This is a genomic window from Corynebacterium sp. HMSC064E08 (assembly GCF_001811805.1).
Lineage (GTDB): Bacteria > Actinomycetota > Actinomycetes > Mycobacteriales > Mycobacteriaceae > Corynebacterium > Corynebacterium jeikeium_D.
On sequence record NZ_KV806700.1, the window covers coordinates 190,443 to 207,581 of the forward strand.

Below are 17,139 nucleotides of genomic sequence, written 5' to 3' on the forward strand. Positions count from 1 at the left end.
GTCCCCGTTTTAGGGACAGCGCGCATGGCAAGAACCACTCGGTAAGGCAAACTCGCCCCTGCAATAGGGTGCAGTAGGTAGATTGTTGCGCGCCGGCGGGAACGCCTTTTCGTGAAAGATTCCGAATTGTCGGCGCCTACCTCCCCTTTTAACCACTGTGCTAGCATTTTCACCGTGAATGAGGAATCTGTCGCTGCGAAACTGCCATCAGCAGGACGAGCGCAGGTTCTCATGGCTCTGGCCGTGGCCGGCGGTGCCGCTGTTGGCGCAGTATGTCGCTTTCTGCTCGGAGCGGCGATCGATGCAATCGTTGGCTCGGGAATTAGCGCAATCTCGACGACTGTCATCAACTTACTGGGCTGCCTTCTCTTCGGTCTGGTCAGCAGTATCGCGTTTGATAATCCCCGGCTCGCCGCTTTCTGCGGTACTGGCTTTTGTGGCGGCTTCACCACTTTCTCCGCCTTTGTCATTCTCCTATTGGCACAGGCGGACACGTCAGTCGTGCTGATTGTGAGCGTTGGGCTTATTCACCTACTGTGCTGTCCCCTCGCCTACTGGCTGGGGACCAAGTGCGCACGGGAGGTCGCGGAATGACCGGCGATCTCCTCAGTTCTTTTTCCTCCGAGCTCTCTGCCATCCTCGCTATCGCAGTTGGCGCGGCAGTAGGTGGTGCGCTGCGCTATGCGCTGGCCGAGCTTGCGGTGAAGTGGGCTGATTCCAAACTGCCCGGAACGTGGACCGCGAATATGATTGCCTGCTTCGTCGCCGGTGTCGCTGCTGTGGTGTGGTCGCGGGGAACGTCGATAAGCAATGGCATGACACCTGCCCTGGCCTATGCGACGGTAATGATTGGCTTCGCCGGCGGCCTGTCGACGTGGTCCACACTCGCCGGAGAGATCACACGCCTTAAAAACCAACACTTTTGGAGGGCATGTGGGTACGTTGCTCTCACACTGATTGGCGGAATGATTTTTGCTTTCGCCGGAATACGTTTACCCCCACTTGTGGCGAATTAGTAGCACAATAATCATTTTCTGAGAATCTAATAATCGGGTTTAGGCTTTCTACCAGTAAAGTTCCACAGCATGGAAAGCTTCAGCGATTTTGCCTCAGCGGCGGATAGTTTTATTTGGAGTCCATACCTCCTCATCCCCGCGCTGATCGGCACCGGAATCATCTTGACCATTCGCCTGGGTGCAATTCACCTGGTCAAACTCGGCCCGGCACTGCGCCTCGGACTCATCGACCGTAACGACGAAGACGCCGAGGGAGATATCACCAACTACCAGGCGCTTGCGACGGCTCTCGCGGCAACAGTCGGTGTCGGCAACATTGTCGGTGTCGCTACCGCGATCGGCCTGGGTGGACCCGGTGCGCTGTTCTGGATGTGGGTGACCGGCCTGCTTGGTATGGCATCGAAGTACTCCGAGGCATTCCTGGGTGTGAAGTACCGTCAGGTCGATGCAGCTGGCGAACAGTCCGGTGGCCCGCAGTACTACCTGCGCAAGGCCATCCCGAATGGTTTTGGTAAGACGCTCGGTATTCTCTTCGCCGTCTTTGCTGCGCTGGCAGCGTTTGGTATCGGCAACCTGACCCAGGGCAATGCCGTGGCCTCGAACCTGGAAAACAGCTTCGACATCGATCCGACGCTCTCCGGCATGATCATGTTCATCCTGGTAGGTGCGGCGCTGATGGGTGGCATTAAGTCGATTGGCCGCATCACCGCCGGCTTTGTGCCGATGATGATTGTGCTCTACATCGGTGCGGCCGTGTGGGTGCTCGTCGCCAATGTCTCGGCGCTGCCCGAGACCTTCAAGCTCATCTTCACCGATGCTTTCACCGGCACCGCGGCCGTTGGTGGGTTCGCAGGCTCCACGCTCATTCTCGCCCTGCAGATGGGTGTTGCCCGCGGCCTGTTCTCCAACGAGTCGGGCCTGGGTTCCGGTGCTATCGCCGCTGCCGCCGCATCGACCACTCACCCGGTTCGTCAGGGTCTGGTCTCCATGACTCAGACCTTCATTGACACCATCATCGTCGTGTCCTTCACCGGCCTGGTTATCATCAGCACCGGTGTTTGGCAGGATGGCAACGTCGACACTGGCGCTCTGACTGCTGAGGCATTCTCCCGCGGTCTACCTGGCCACTGGGGTGGCACAATCGTCACGCTGTCGGTTGTCTTCTTCGCATTCTCCACCATGCTGGGCTGGTCCTACTACGGTGAGCGCGCATTCGAGTCCCTGGTCGGTCGCCGCGGCACCGGTCTCTACCGTGCGGTCTTCACCTGCGTAGTCTTCGTCGGCGCTGTTACTCATCTGGAAACCGTCTGGTCCGTCGCCTCGGCTCTCAACGGCCTGATGGCGCTACCGAACCTCATCGGTCTGATTGTCCTGTCCGGGCTCATTGCGCGCGAGACAAAGGCCTACCTCAAATTTGACCCGCAGTTGCGCGCAACGGCGGCAGAGATTGATAAATGGCAGTCTCAGCAAAACTTCGAGGCCTTCAGCAAGAACTAGCTGAAACTAGCAGCTGCTCGTAGGGACTACGACAAAAACTACGAGCAGGTCTGCGCGGTCTCCGGCTTTTCGATTGCCGCAAGCGCGTCGTCAAGCACAGAGACCTTTACCAACTTCATATCGCCTCGGTCGGCAGTCACAGCCTCTGCGCAATTGCCTTCCGGCACGAAGAACATCTCGGCGCCCTCATCTCGGGCGGCCGAGATTTTGTGTGTAATGCCACCGATTTCGCCCACGTTGCCGGCAGCGTCAATAGTGCCGGTGCCAGCGAGGTGCTGCCCCTCGGTCAAATCGCCTGGACTCAGCTTGTCAATCACTCCGAGCGTCATCATGAGACCCGCAGACGGACCTCCAATGCCGCTGAGCTGGTACTCAACCTTGGTGTCGTCCGCGGATTGCGCCCCCATCCCAACGCCGAGCAGCGCGGCATTCTTCTGATGCGGGTTTTCCGCCAGTGTCACAGAAATATCGACGGCTTTCTCGGGGTCAGAGTCCTCGCCCTTAGCAGTCTTCTGCTTGTCGACGGTCGCAGACTTGACCCTCAACGTGACAGTATCGCCCGGGTTGCGTCCGGCAATAATCGCCTTGACTTGCTCAGGCTTGCTTACGGCCACCCCATCCACGGCGAGAATCACATCGTCTTCATGCAGTCGCCCATCGACGGGACTATCCGGCACTGTGTAGGCGACGGTGACTTCCATCGGCAACCCGAGATGTGCCAGCGCAGCGGAGGTGGCATTGGCCTCCGACTCGGTGAATGCAGCCTTGTTCTCCTCTTCCACCTCGTCTTGACTCTGGCCCGGAGGGAAGACCGCCTCAATGGGGACGATATCGTTGTCACGATCGAACCACAGGCCAATGACCTGCGGCAATGTCAGGTTATGTCTGACTGCGACGGTTGTCATATCCAGCGTGCCCTTAGAGCGTTCGGAGTCCGCAGCACTGCCACTGACCGAGATAATGCTCTTGCCCTCGACATCGCTGAGGACATCGAAGACCGGGCCAGGCCCCTGCGCGGCATAGGGCACTGTCAGCGTTGGCAGCGAGAGCACAGTTGCCAACGCGGCGATGGGCACAGCGCCCGCAACAAGAGTTTGGGTACGACGATTCACAAATAACACCCTACATTCTCGCTATCTGCCTACTGGACACCTGATGAATCTTGTCCGTGTCTGTTCGCTGGGCGCGAAGTTGCCAATAAAGTGGTGCTTTTAAGTACTCACGCGGGTCATTGCCCGGTACGGTGGGAGCATGAGTTCTAACGGATTTGGCTTTGGTCCGAACGACAATGATGACGATCGCGACGACGCTGGCAACAATGACTCCGGTCAGGGCGGTCAGGGCGGCCAGGGCGGTCCTTTCGGTTTCTTCGGGTTTCCCTTCGGTGGCATGGGCGGCGCCGGTGGCTTCGGTTTCGGCGGCCCCGGGCAGCCCGGCAGCGGCGCCTCCGGCAAGGGGGACCAGCCGAACTTGGGCGATATTCTCAACCAGTTCGGCGAGATGTTCTCCGGCATGGGGCAGCGATTCCAGGAGTCTAACTCTGGCCCTGTCAACTACGACGCGGCCGAGCGCGTTGCGCGGACCCGTCTTGGTAACCCGGCTCCGGTGAAGGACTCGGCCCGCGAGGCGCTGACTGATTCCTTGCGCCTGGCAGAACTGTGGCTAGATGATGTCACCTCCCTGCCGGCTGGTGTCAACCGCGTAGAAGCGTGGAATAGCCTGCAGTGGTTGGAGAACACCAAGTCGACATGGACTCGCCTTGTCGATCCCGTCGCCAGCCGCATGAGTGATGCCTCCCTCGAGGGCGTTCCAGAGGAAGCTCGCGAGATGATGGGGCCGATGCTGGGCATCATGCGCCAGATGAACTCGATGAGTTTCGGTACTCAGCTAGGAAATGCGCTGGCTGAATTGGCACAGACGAGCCTGACTGGTTCTGACCTCGGACTGCCACTACACACCACTGGTGCGGCGGTACTGCTGCCAACGCATCTCGTCGCTCTCGCGGAGGAACTCGAGGTTCCAGCGCGCGATCTGTTTATCTACGCCACTGCCCGCGAAGCTGCCCACCAACGTCTCTTCGACCGCGTGCCATGGCTGGCTGAACGCATGATTTCCTCTGTCGAGGAGTACGCTGCCGGCATCGTCATCGACTACTCCGCGATTGAAGAGGCCGCCCGCGGTCTGGATATTGAGAACATGCAGGATCCGCAGCGTATGCAGGAAGCTATGAGCGAGCTGCAGAATATGGATCTGAGCCCGAAGATTCGTTCACGTAACGAGAATGCTCGTACTCGTTTCCAGACGCTGCTAGCACTGGTCGAAGGGTGGGTGGACATGGTTGTCACCGATGCCCTCGGTGAGCGTCTACCGGGTGCCGCACAACTGGATGAAGCCTGGCGTCGTCGCCGCGCCACCGAAGGTGCTGAACAGGCACTGGAGAAGGCCACCGGCATTGACCTCGGATCCCCCAAGGTGCGTGAGGCAACCAACTTGTGGCACCGTCTGACCACCGCTGTGGGCATCGAGCGACGCGACAAGGTCTGGGATCACCCGGACTTCCTGCCCGTGGCAGAGGATTTGGATGAACCCGCGGCCTTTATTGATTCGGTTCTTGGCGGCTCGGAAAACGATGACTTCGACCCGATCGCAGAGCTTGAAGAGCAGCTGCGCAAAGAAGCCGAAAAGCGCGCGGCTGACGGCAACGACAGTGACGCCGACGAGGACAATTCTGGCGACGCCGACGACGATAAGTAGCGAGTTAGCTCTGGGTTCCCCAGCGCTGATACGCCTCTAAATAGCCCCGTGCCCGTTCGTGGTACGGGGCTTTTGCCGCCCAATACCAAAACTCTTCGGTATGACCACCGTCGACGAAAGTGTGCACCAGTTCGTGCACAATGACGTCGTCGAGGACGTACCCCGGGACGTCGGCAAGCCTGTGCGAAATGCGAATGCGCCCAGGACTATCGACACCGCCGGTGACGGATGCCCACCTGCGCGACATGTTCTTGACCCATTTGATTGACTCGAACCGCGGGCGATCTTCCAGCACCGTACGAGAGAGCAGCCGTGCGCGGCGCTCCAGCTCGGAATTATCCAGGTTGCTGCCAACTTTCTTCCGCACTCGCGCAACAATTTCATTGACCTGCTGTTTTTCCGCAGCGGCGCTGAGATCGTCCGGAACCATGACAATGATCCGGTTTCCCTCCGCGCGGGCGGACACAGTACGGCGGCGGCGCTTCGAGCGCCGAACCTCAACATCCGGGCCGTACTCAGGTCGCTTGGTGCTCATGCTTTTTAAGCGTATATGCTCTGCGCTGCGATTGCGTAAAAGCTGGCCCCGGGGTAAAAGATATTTTTATGGGGGAATACAGGGATACGTCTCGGGGGCGGGATGGTACGGCTGGCGTAATAGGTTCGGACGCACCCGCGGCACAAACACTTGCCGCGCCTGCCACGGACTACGCGCTGCGGCCGGAGGTACCGATTGTCATGCGCCCAGGCGCGCGGATTCAGTTCGGCGTGGAACCGGAGCGCAGCATGATTCTGCCGCTTTCCGACGGCACCCCGCCGGGGCCTGTCTTCTCGGCGCTTCTTGCAGCTCATAGAGGTAGCACCTTAAGCGAGGCCTTTACTGACAGTCACGACAAACTGTCACCGCAGTTCATTACCGCACTTATCTCCGACCTTCACCGAGCCGCACTGGTCCAAAAACCACCGACACGGCGGAGGATTACGCTGATTGGTCGGGACAGCTTGCGCACCGGACTTTTAAAGGAGCTTCGTCGCACGGGTTGTGGTAGTTGGACGACGGCAATGTCGCCCACCCGCAATGCGACGCTGAAAATATCTCAATCCACACCGGAAGAGATCGGGCTCGCGGTGGTCACGGGCATGGAAGTACCGAGCATGCCCTTGGTTCGCGCTCTGTTTCATCGTGGAATTGAGCATCTGCACACGCATTTCCGCGATGGGGCACTGATTCTTGGGCCACTTGTTCAACCAGGTCAAGGACCCTGCTCGATGTGTTTCGAAGCTTATCGACGAGACCGCGACCCCGTCCGGGCACTGATTGCGCTACAGCTTCGCACTTTTACGCCCGTGGCCGCACCGGAATGGCTGAACACAGCGGTGCCACTGTTGGTTGGGCAGCTGCGGCGGCCGGATCTCTCAGATCTATGTGCAACGGAGGTGCGCATAGATCTGGAAAGCCTCGATATCACTCGCACTACTGTTGCTCCCCACCCGCAGTGCCCAGTGTGTGGTCATGGAAACTCGCAGATGCAGTTCATGTAATTCGAAGTGCCTTGAGCAGAATCTGACTAGGAATTCACGAAAGAATTGACGATTCCCAAGATGCCTTCGCCGAAATGATTGAGCTTCGCTTCTCCAATTCCGGGAATCTGCAGAAGTTCCTCCGGCGTAGTCGGCTGCTGCTCACCGATGGCCAGAAGGGTCGCATCGGAGAAGATTACGAATGCGGGGACCGTCATTTCCCTCGACATTTCCAAGCGCCATGCACGCAATGCTTCCAGTAGTGCAGGATCCGCACTGACTGGGCACTCTTCACAACGCCCTGAAATCCGCTCGGCATCGGTGTGCAATGGCTTAGTACAGCCCTTGCACTGTTTGGACTGCTGACGCTTACTGCGGGAACTAGAGCTCCTTGAGCTTCGCTGTGCCTCAGCCGAGTAGTCAGAGACATCAATGTCGAGTTCATCGAGGAATCGTGTGCGGCGACGTGACCTGCGGCCGCCTTCTGTCCGCGACAATGACCAAGATAGCTCCAGATGTTCGCGGGCTCGAGTAATGCCGACATAGAACAGACGGCGCTCTTCTTCGATGGCTTCCGCCCCCTGCGCAGGAGAACGGTCGAATTTATTCAGCGCATGTTGGATAGGCAGCGAACCGTCGGTAAGCCCAACGAGGAACACCGCATCCCACTCCAGCCCCTTGGCTGCATGCAGGCTAGCCAGCGTCACGCCATCCAGCGTCGGTGGATGTTTGGCCTGCTGCCGGGTGTGCAATTGGCCGAGGAGCGCCTGGATATTGACCTCGGTGTTGGCATGAACGATGTCTTTACACAGGTCAAATAGGGCGCGTAGTGACTGCCAACGTTCCCTGGCACCAGCGCCTTCCGGCTCTTGGTCAGTCATGCCAAGACCCGCGAAAACCTGCTTGACCAAATCCAACAGATTCGTGCCCTGCAATGTCGGAACAGTCCGTGAGGAACGGGAAACTCGCACAAGTGCAGCGATGGCATCGCGGATCTCGGGACGCTGGTAGAAACCGTCCCCGCCACGAACCTGGTAGGCGACTCCTACCTCGGACAAAGCCTGCTCAAAAACTGCGGACTGTGCGTTGATGCGGTACAAAACGGCAATCTCCGATGCCGGCGTTCCTGCGTCGATAAGCCGCTTGATGCTGCGCGCGGTCGCGCGAGCTTCCATCGGCTCATCGTCGTACTGGTTAAAAGTCGGCTCCGGGCCGTCTTCACGCTGCCCAATCAGCTTCAGCCGCGAGCCGGCGATACGCCCCTGCGCACGGCCGATGACATTGTTGGCCAGCTCGACGACCTGTGGGGTCGATCGGTAGTCCCGCTGCAGGCGGACAACTGTGGCTTCCGGGTAGTCCCGAGAGAAGTTCATTAGGTACTGCGGAGTCGCCCCTGTGAAGGAGTAGATCGTCTGGTTGGCGTCCCCGACAACTGTGAGGTTGTCACGGTCTCCCAGCCAGGCGTTGAGAACTCGCTGCTGTAACGGGGTGACATCCTGGTACTCATCGACGACGAAGCACCGATACTGGTTGCGGAATTCCTCCGCCACTGCACGGGAATTCTCCATCGCACCGGCGGTGTGGATGAGCAGGTCGTCGAAGTCAAGCAATAGCCCGTCAGGAGTGGTTTTTATGTCCTCGTAAGCGTGATAGCAATCGACAATTTTTTCCGCAGACAGAGGTGCCGTGCGCCCATGCTCCCGCAGCGCGGCCTGGTACTGATCCGCACCGGCCAGAGTGGCCTTCGCCCACTCAATCTCGCCCATGACATCGCGGATCGTTTCCTTGGAGGTGTCCAGGCCCACCCGGCGTACTGCTTGGGCGACGACACGGAATTTCTTGTCATCCAACAGCTGCCAGGGCATATCACCGGCGACTTGGGGCCAGAAGTAGCGCAGCTGGCGAAGAGCTGCCGAGTGGAAAGTACGCGCCTGGACTCCAGGCGTTCCCATCTTTGCCAGGCGGTCGCGCATCTCCCCTGCTGCACGCGAGGTAAATGTCACCGCTAATACCTTCTGCGGCTGCACAAACCCCTGGTCAATGAGGTACTTGATGCGATGAGTAATTGTTCGGGTCTTACCTGTACCGGCTCCAGCAAGAATGCACACCGGCCCCATCGGAGCCGTTGCTGCCTCGCGCTGGTCTGGATCCAGCCCAGCTAGATAATCCGGCTTGTTCACATCCGCCTCTGAGTAAGTCAAAAGTTGTTAGACCCCATTTTTAAACTGGTCGAGTGCTATTCGTCATTGCTGTAGACACGGCGGACGTACAGCAGCCGGTCGCCTGGCTCCACCGACTCACACTCCGGTGAATCAATTCGGTACAGCTCACCCGAGCGCACCACGCCGAGTGCAATATCCGCGAGGTGCCGTGGGCTGGCACCGATTTCCTCTTCGGTGACCAGCCTCTCTGCAACAGAGAATCCTTCATCCGGGCTCAGGAGGTCTTCCATCATCTCAACCACCGAAGGAGTCACCGTGGCCAGCCCCAGCATTCGGCCGGCGGTTTCAGAAGAAATAACCACTTGGTCTGCACCTGACTGCGTCAACAAGTGGCGGTTTTCTGATTCACGCACCGAGGCCACAATTGAGGCACCCGGCGCCAACTCACGGACCGACAACGTGACCAGCACCGCTGTGTCATCTTTGTTCGGTGCAACGACTATAGAGCGGGCACGCTGAATACCAGCTAACTTCAGCACATCGGATTTAGTAGCCGACCCATGCACCGTCGCCAAGCCTTGATTCGAAGCGTGGTCGAGTGCTTCCTTGTCCGTATCAATAACAACGATTTCTGCCGGATCTACGCCGTCCGCGAGAAGAGCTGCAATGGCAGAACGACCCTTGGTGCCGTATCCGATAACGACGGTGTGGTTGCGCAACTGTCTCCTCCAGCGCTGAATTTGCAGGGTTTTCCGAGATTCTTGGGTCAAAACGGTCAGAGTAGTACCGACCAAGAGAGCAAGGAAGGCCACACGCAGTGGCGTAATGATCAAAATATTGAGTAATCGAGCCCTCTGTGTCACCGGCGTGATGTCACCGTAGCCCGTCGTCGACAGGCTGACAGCCGAGTAATACACCGCATCGATGAAGGTGAGAGGCTCTGTGTATCCGTTGCGGTCGTAGTAAACCACGACGGATGCAATCAGCAGCAAAAATACGGCGTAGTTCAAACGACGTATGATTAGCCGCCAAGGATTCTTCGGCGCGGACTCAGGCAGGCCAATGACTCCCAGCAGTGCATGCCCGGGAAGATCATTGAGCCCGGTTTCGTATCCCGAAGATTTCCGAATTGGATTACGCAACCGCTCCTCGCCTGCCTTTCATGAAAACTCCTCCCGGTGAAAAATAGCGCATACAAACTGCTGCTTTCACCTGGATAACTGGCCACGGCCACGCGGCAGTTACATACGTAGATGATTATCCAATCAGCTCGCGCATTTTCCTGTCTAACTCTATCCTGCTTGGCAGTAGCGCTTCATCTGGTATTAGCGTCCGTCCTGCCGAAACGTAGAAAAACCCGGCTTCAATGTCTTCGGGGGCAGTTTCCATTCCCATCTCGCGCAGCCTATCCGACCACGCCAGGCGGTAAATCGCCAGCTGTAGCGCCGCTACTTCCCTTTCCTTTCCGCGCGGCATCTGGCCTGTCTTCCAGTCAATGACGCTCCACTTCCCGTTGTCGTTAAACACCGCGTCGATTCGGCCGACGACCCGCCTCTGCCCGATGGCAATTTCAAACGGCACCTCTACATGCGTTGGCGTGCGGTCAGCCCACTCAGATGCCTCGAAGTTCGCCTTCAATTTCTCCAGTTCGCGTTCGGACGCGACTTGTTCTGTGCCGAGGAAGTCATCCAGTTGATCCCCGAAGAGATCCTCATCGTCCAGCAGACTGTGTGCACCGAAGCGATTCTCCAACCAAGCGTGGAATGCCGTACCTCGGCGCGCGAATCGGTTTGGCTTAAACGGCACCGGGCGTGCTTTCCGACGAGCAAACGCGACCGGATCCGCAATCATGGCTTGGTATTCGCTAGTGGACATGCTTGTCGGCATTGGTAGATGAATCTCCGCGGCCTTAGCTCGAAGGATTTCATCCACGAGAATGGTCGTTTCCGTTTCCCATACCTCAGACAGGTCACCTGCAATGGGGCGCTCATCCTGGTCTTCGCCCATGTAGCGCATGACGCTTTCGGCTGCTCGCTGCACACTATCTCGGCGGTTGCCCAGGGTATCGACGGGCCAGACCACCCCATCAACCGCAGTGTCGCAGTCCAAATCGACTTCAGTGTCCTCTACCTCAGGGTCCTCCCCATCTGTCCACGACACCACATAGTCACTGAATTGCGTGGCGATGGCTGCGAAGTCTGCCGACACGTCAGTGGGATTCTTCAAGCTCGGATTAGGCCGCCTGCTTGCAGTAACAATGAGCTTTTTTGCAGAGCGAGTCATGGCAACGTAGAAAAGGCGCTGCTTCTCTTCCCTTTCCACTTCTCGAAGCTCTTCCTTGTAGGCTTTGATCACCTTGTTGAGGTCGGTCTGGTTATCGGCGCCTGATATATCCAGTTCAGGGGCGTTGCTATCGACAGAATCAGCGACAGGAGCCCAATCGCCTGCTGCAAGCTGTGTTGCATCCTCTGTTGTTTCTGCACTAGCCGTTAGCGGATCCACTTGGGTAATTGCACCAGGAGGAAGTTGAACTGAATTGGTGAGCCACGATGACAAATCAACTTTGTCGAACTTGCTGGTGGTGATGCCCGGAACAGCAACCGTTTCCCACTCCAAGCCCTTTGACTTGTGCATAGTCATGATTTGGACACAGTTTTCCGGCATGTTCATAGGTGCCCGTTCCAAACCATCATCGTGTTCGACAGCGAATTCCAGATAGTTCAAAAACCCTGTCACATCGTCCGAGATATTTTGAGAATACGTCGCAGCGATATCGACAAACCTATCCAGATGTGCGGTCGTCGGCCTGGTTATCGCGGTAGCGGAACCGTACTGTCCAGCCGCTGCTTCTACGCGAATTCCAAACTCAGTAGCGATGTCCTCGACCAGTTCCGGCAGAGGCTTATTCAGCGAGAACCGACGTAGTTTTCGTAGGCTTGCACCCAACTGTGCGATGCGCACCATTGCTTCATCTGTGTAGTTCAGTGACTCGCTGCAGACCAACCGCCCATTTTTTTCCACACTGCCGCGCGCCAGCGGGGTGCCGTCGTAAAAACGAATATCTGGGTCGGCGATGGCGTGCCCCAGCCCCACCGCGGACGATGCTGCTTCGGCATCTTCCACGAGCTTGTCATACTGGCGAGCGAGCTGCGAAAGCGGTGAGGAGTCTGAAGTCTCTTCGACGTTGCCCTTCTTCCGGGCCAACTCGTCCTTTCCTGCCATTGCCAGCTGATCTACACGAGTGCGAAGTGCCTCCACGTCTGCGGCACCCAAATTGAACTGTGGGCTGAGCAGCAGACGCAGAGCATCCTGGTCTGAACTGGGCTCGACCAATATCTTCATCACCGAGGTGATATCCATGACCTCGGGCAAGTGCAGCAATCCAGCGAGTCCCACAATGATTGCAGGCACACCCCGCTCAGACAGTGCATCTAAATAGACAGCCGATTCAGCATTTGTCCGAACCAGGATGGCGGCATCGAGCTTGTTGCCAGCTGCTTCACATTCGCGTAATTGCGCCTCCATGCAATCTGCGATGTATGCAACTTCTTCCTCACCGGTTGCAGTGAAAGCAAGCTGCACCTCGCCCTGGCCTGCTTTTGGCCCCGCATCCAGTGCCTCTACCGTACGAGCCTGCCCCGCAAAAGCACGGTCGGAGACTGCGTTAGCAAGCTGCAGCACTGACTGCGGGTTTCGCCAAGAAATGGTCAGTTGCTTTTTCTCCGCTGGCTGCCCATCCGACCGCGGAAAATCATTGACAAACTGCACAAGGTTTTCGGCCGTTGCTCCTCGCCAGCCATAAATTGCCTGCATCGGATCGCCGACAGCGGTGACACAACCACCGGAGAACAGCGCACGCAGGAACAGCCGCTGTGTGTGCGACGTGTCCTGGTACTCGTCGAGCATGATGATCTTAAAGCGACGCCGCTCCTCCTCCCCGACTTCCGCGAAGTCGGTGGCTAGCCGGGCCGCACGAGCCATCTGCATACCAAAGGTGGCGACATTTTCTTCATTGCACCGAGCTCGAACCTGCTCTACCAGCGGCAAAATCTCTAATCTCTCCCGCTGCTTATCGACGATGCCCTGTAGATCGCCAATTAGCCCCTCGCGTTTACCCTTCTGCGGGGTCTGCTCAATATTGCTGATGAACGCTTCGGTTTCCTCGCGAATCGCCTGCGGGGTAGACAAGTTTGAGTCGATGTTCGACCCCAGCTCAATAATGCGACTGGCCAGCGTTGATGGCGCAATATCGACATCAATTTCGGTCACATTGCGAGCTGTTTCCCAGGCCAACTGCCACTGCGTCGCGCCATCCATAATGGTGACCCCCGGCTCCGTCGGCAGCAAAAGACCATAATTGCTCACGACTTCAGAGGCATAGGCATCGTAAGTAAGCGTGGTTGGGGCAATGACCTCGAGGCTTGCTAGCACCTCTGGTGAAGCTTGTGCACGAAATGCAGCGGAAGAAGCAAGCGCATTCAGCTGTTGGCGGATACGGACGCCGAGCTCGCGCGCTGCCTTCCTGGTGAAGGTCAAACCTAGAACTTCTTCTGGGCGGATAAAGCCGTTGGCGACCAACCACACAACACGGGCAGCCATTGTCGCTGTTTTACCAGCACCGGCACCGGCGACAACAAGCATTGGTTCCATCGGTGCACCGATTACCGCCGCTTGTTGCGGGGTGGGCGGAAAGTCCTGCCCCATCATCTCCGACAGGGTGACGGGATCAATGATGGTTCGTTCCTCCGACATGACTACCGATTCCCTTCTGCTGCCGGGCACGCCTTCGAAAGCGTGCAGAACTTGCAATGATCACCAGCGAGCGCCAAGGCACGCGGGCCAGACGTCGCACGTGCTACCTGCTCTACGCGACGCTCCCAGTCAGCCAACTTGTCTTCCGTGAGCTTTGACTGTTCGCGGCTAGTGATAATGGTCTTATTGTGTGACTTTCGCGGAAATACCAGGTATGCCCCAGATTGTTCAATGCCTTCGCCGTTGTCCACAGCGAGCCCATCTCCGCTTTCAACGAGCTTCCCCTTCGACAGCGCCAGTTGATATGTAGCTAGCTGTGCGTGTCCTTCTACTTCTTTACCGGAGGGCGCTGTCTTACCGGTTTTAATATCGACGATTTGAACTGCACCATCAGCGTCTTCAATCAACCGGTCGATTCGTCCGACAATCACGATGTCATCGTTGATGTTGACATTTACTGGGACCTCGGTTCCGATATCTTTCTTAGTCTCAATCCACCGCTGCCAATCCTCCAGCCCGGTCAACCAGGTCTCTTCCTCAGTACGCTTACGCCACTCCGGATCATCGGACAGGTCCCCAAAAACACGCCGGATCTCAGACTGAGCCTCAGGCACAGTCACTCCCTTGGCGACTGCTTCTACCGCCTGATGCAGTAGAGAGCCCAGATACATGGCCGATGTCGGTGCTGATTTATCCAACATGGCCTTCAACGGACAACTCAGGGTTGCTTCCACCTTGGAGGGATTGATCCTCATCGGCTTCTTGTCATTTACCGGCTTCGAAGTCGACGGTGCACGGAGCCCCCACCAGGTGTCTGGATGTGCGCCAGCAACCTCAACCTGCGCCAATCGCGCGAGTTGACGTGCAGCTTGTCGACGCCGCGTCTCAGTCTCCGCATCGTCCACAACGGCTGCACGCAGTTCTGCCAGCAGTGACTCCACAGAGAGCACCCGTGGCAGGCCTTCACCGGCCCATGCGACATCTTCTGCCTCTGCAACATCCGGATTGCCGGCGTTTGCTTCATTAGCCGTAGCCCCGACTCCGTTCGCAGACGACGATGCTTCCGACTGTTTCACCAGCTCCGTCACCGAATTACCGAGCTTTTCAACGAGCTCGATAATAAACGGACTGGGAACTCCAACATCGTCAGGAGAATCGACTGCGGTCAGCAGTACCCTGTCGCTCGCCCGTGATACCGCGACGTGCAGCAAACGACGTTCCTCCGCCAGCGCATCCGCCATGGAATTGATGTACTCCCGCGGCTCAATTCCGTGATCAACGAGACCGATGAACTCGTTCTGCTTCATCACCGAGCCAGTCACACCGAGGCTGGGCCACTGGCCTTCCTGGACTCCGACAACTGCTACTGCTTTCCACTGCCTGCCCAGAGCCGCATGGGCTGAGAGAATGCGCACGGCATCGCGCTCTACCCCGCTACGGTCACGTGCGCCGATGGGCAGCTCCTGCTCTTCCACAGAAGCGATAAAACCGTCAACCGTCAGTTTTGGATTCAGCTCCACACGGTCACCAGCAAAGTCGAACAGTGCCATCACAGCATCCAAATCGCGGTCAGCCGATGCGCCAGCTGTACCGCCGCGCAACGATGCCGCCACCAGATGGTCTGCCAAACCAGTGGACTGCCAAATTGCCCACAAAGTTGCTTCCACACCATCGCGCAACGCTTCACGAGCTGCGCTCAACAGATCCAGCGGCACCTGCAGCGCCTGACGTTCACGCTGCGACAGAGACTCAATAAGCTCCAGCTGTTCAGCTGTGAGTCCCTCTGCCTTCAAGATTCCGATGAGCTGAGTCATCGCGGCCCCGCCGAACAGGTCGGCCTTTCGGATTCCGCGCAGCAGACGCTCTTTGACAATCGGATCCATGTTGACCAATGGGCCGGAGAGGAACTCGTCCCACTCCACGTCATCGAGCTGGTTCATAGTTGCCCGCAACGCCACCATCAGCGCTCGCACCAATCGCTGATGACTTAGCACGATGTCCGTTGGGTCAATCTGCACAGGCACACCCGCACGCGACAACGCACGGAACAGAGAGGACTCCCCTGCACCGGACCGGACGATGACCGCCATATCCTTCCATGCCACTCCCTCGTCAATATGAAGGCGCCGGAAGTAGTCCGCGACTGTGGCTCGCTGTGCACGTTCAGAAGGATGAATAGCTATTTTTACTGCACTTTTAGCTGCGTACGAGTTTTCCGCTGCGACGGTATCGCTGTTGTTTCCAACTTCGGATTCACTAGCTTCTTGTGGCCCAGCTGAACCGACAATGCCACGGTATGCAGGAGTCTTAGGCAAGCGCTGAGAAACTGCGTTGACTAAATCCGCGATATCAGCGTTACAGCGGTAAGACTGCTGCAAGTGTATTGCCTTGCACTCGGCCTCACCAGTCCCCCGAAGATAGTCATTATTAGCACCGCGGAAGTGGAATACCGATTGATCTTCATCACCAGTAATGACGGCTACCGCCGCCTGCGACACAAACCGATCCACAAGACGCGCAGCTTCCGGGGATAAGTGTTCAGCATCATCGACCAGCACCACCGACTTTCCCCACCGAGCCAGTGCTTGCGCGTCTGCATCCAGCTCCATCAATGCCGCAGAGACAATCTCTGCAGCGTTCAGGCTGGGCTCCCACGCCAACCGCATAGTCTGCTGATACTCCGCCATAAACTTGCCAGCCGCACACCACGACTCAATGCCATAGTCCACGCCGAGCTGCTGAAGCCTCGGGGCATCAATCCCCCGCTCAGCTGCACGCAGCAGAAAGTCACGAACTGCACGGGAAAAACCGACTAATGGGAGAGCCGGGCGCAACCGCTCTGGCCAATACGCACCACCATCTTCCGCATGTCCGGCCAAAAGTTGCCGCACGACAGCATCTTGGCGTGCACCAGTGGTCAACGATGGTTCAGGCTCTCCCCGACTGACGGCGGCATCACGTACTACTGCATAGGCAAGTGAATGCACGGCACGCACCATGCCACCTTGGCCTGCCCCGACCGAACCGCCTTCCCCCAGTTCAGAGGCAAAACGCCTGTCAATATCCCGCCTCAATTCCGCAGCGGCCTCTTTTGACTGTGACACCACCAAAATGCTGTCCGCCGGAATGCCCGCCTGCATGTAGTCCACCGCGAGATCTGCCAGCAGCGAACTCTTACCAGTCCCCGGGCCGCCTAAAACGCGCACAACAGGCTGGTTTACAAGCTTGTTCTCTACCACGAGCGCCTGATTATGGGAAGGGAAAAGCGCCTCTACCGCAGTACCCAACCACTGCCGACGACGAGGAGGTTCCTCCTGGACGAACCGAACCTTCGGCATTCCATCTACGTTCATGTGCACCATTGTGGCACAACCTCCGGACCGATACTCGAACACCCATTCGAAATAAGGAGAAAAATACCCCCGCCCCAAAAACTCCCG

At 57.7% G+C, this 17,139-nt stretch carries 11 protein-coding genes; 5 read left to right on the forward strand and 6 right to left on the reverse strand.

Going from position 1 to position 17,139, the window contains the following annotated elements:
- Positions 1-174 precede the first annotated feature (174 nt).
- From HMPREF2820_RS06470 to HMPREF2820_RS06480, 3 genes are all read left to right on the forward strand, one after another.
- Positions 175-594, forward strand: a complete 420-nt coding sequence (locus HMPREF2820_RS06470) for a fluoride efflux transporter FluC (RefSeq protein ID WP_232250855.1) — start codon at positions 175-177, stop codon at positions 592-594.
- Positions 591-1,016, forward strand: a complete 426-nt coding sequence (locus HMPREF2820_RS06475; protein ID WP_070603421.1) for a fluoride efflux transporter FluC — start codon at positions 591-593, stop codon at positions 1,014-1,016. The genes HMPREF2820_RS06470 and HMPREF2820_RS06475 overlap by 4 nt, the downstream gene beginning before the upstream one ends.
- 69 nt (positions 1,017-1,085) lie before the next feature.
- A complete protein-coding gene (locus HMPREF2820_RS06480; RefSeq protein ID WP_048733326.1) occupies positions 1,086-2,513 on the forward strand; it encodes an alanine/glycine:cation symporter family protein in 1,428 nt (475 codons plus the stop codon).
- 38 nt (positions 2,514-2,551) lie between these two features.
- Here HMPREF2820_RS06480 and HMPREF2820_RS06485 read toward each other — a convergent pair whose 3' ends face one another.
- Positions 2,552-3,625 (reverse strand): YlbL family protein, encoded by a 1,074-nt coding sequence (locus HMPREF2820_RS06485; protein WP_049193355.1) that lies wholly within the window; start codon positions 3,623-3,625, stop codon positions 2,552-2,554.
- A gap of 139 nt (positions 3,626-3,764) precedes the next feature.
- Here HMPREF2820_RS06485 and HMPREF2820_RS06490 point away from each other — a divergent pair, with 139 nt between their 5' ends.
- The gene (locus tag HMPREF2820_RS06490) at positions 3,765-5,267 is read left to right on the forward strand and encodes a zinc-dependent metalloprotease (protein WP_070603424.1); all 1,503 of its coding nucleotides are present in this window, start codon (positions 3,765-3,767) and stop codon (positions 5,265-5,267) included.
- Between the two features lie 4 nt (positions 5,268-5,271).
- Here the strand turns inward: HMPREF2820_RS06490 and HMPREF2820_RS06495 are convergent, their stop codons facing one another.
- Complete coding sequence (locus HMPREF2820_RS06495) at positions 5,272-5,802, reverse strand: YgjP-like metallopeptidase domain-containing protein (protein WP_016422236.1); 531 nt, start codon at positions 5,800-5,802, stop codon at positions 5,272-5,274.
- A 68-nt stretch (positions 5,803-5,870) separates the two neighbouring features.
- Between HMPREF2820_RS06495 and HMPREF2820_RS06500 the strand changes: the two genes are divergently transcribed.
- Positions 5,871-6,806: a TOMM precursor leader peptide-binding protein gene (locus HMPREF2820_RS06500; protein ID WP_049191098.1), complete on the forward strand. Its 936-nt coding sequence runs from the start codon at positions 5,871-5,873 to the stop codon at positions 6,804-6,806.
- 26 nt (positions 6,807-6,832) lie between these two features.
- Here HMPREF2820_RS06500 and HMPREF2820_RS06505 read toward each other — a convergent pair whose 3' ends face one another.
- The 4 genes from HMPREF2820_RS06505 to HMPREF2820_RS06520 all read right to left on the reverse strand — a co-directional run bounded on the left by HMPREF2820_RS06505 (position 6,833) and on the right by HMPREF2820_RS06520 (position 17,052).
- Positions 6,833-8,902 carry an ATP-dependent DNA helicase UvrD2 gene (locus tag HMPREF2820_RS06505; RefSeq protein ID WP_049191161.1) on the reverse strand — a complete coding sequence of 690 codons (2,070 nt, stop codon included), beginning with the start codon at positions 8,900-8,902 and terminating at the stop codon, positions 6,833-6,835.
- 119 nt (positions 8,903-9,021) lie between these two features.
- Positions 9,022-10,089 carry a potassium channel family protein gene (locus HMPREF2820_RS06510; protein WP_016422233.1) on the reverse strand — a complete coding sequence of 356 codons (1,068 nt, stop codon included), beginning with the start codon at positions 10,087-10,089 and terminating at the stop codon, positions 9,022-9,024.
- A gap of 115 nt (positions 10,090-10,204) precedes the next feature.
- Positions 10,205-13,699 (reverse strand): ATP-dependent helicase, encoded by a 3,495-nt coding sequence (locus tag HMPREF2820_RS06515; RefSeq protein ID WP_070603425.1) that lies wholly within the window; start codon positions 13,697-13,699, stop codon positions 10,205-10,207.
- Positions 13,700-13,701: 2 nt separating this feature from the next.
- Positions 13,702-17,052 (reverse strand): ATP-dependent helicase, encoded by a 3,351-nt coding sequence (locus tag HMPREF2820_RS06520; RefSeq protein WP_246822235.1) that lies wholly within the window; start codon positions 17,050-17,052, stop codon positions 13,702-13,704.
- Between the last annotated feature and the right edge of the window lie 87 nt (positions 17,053-17,139).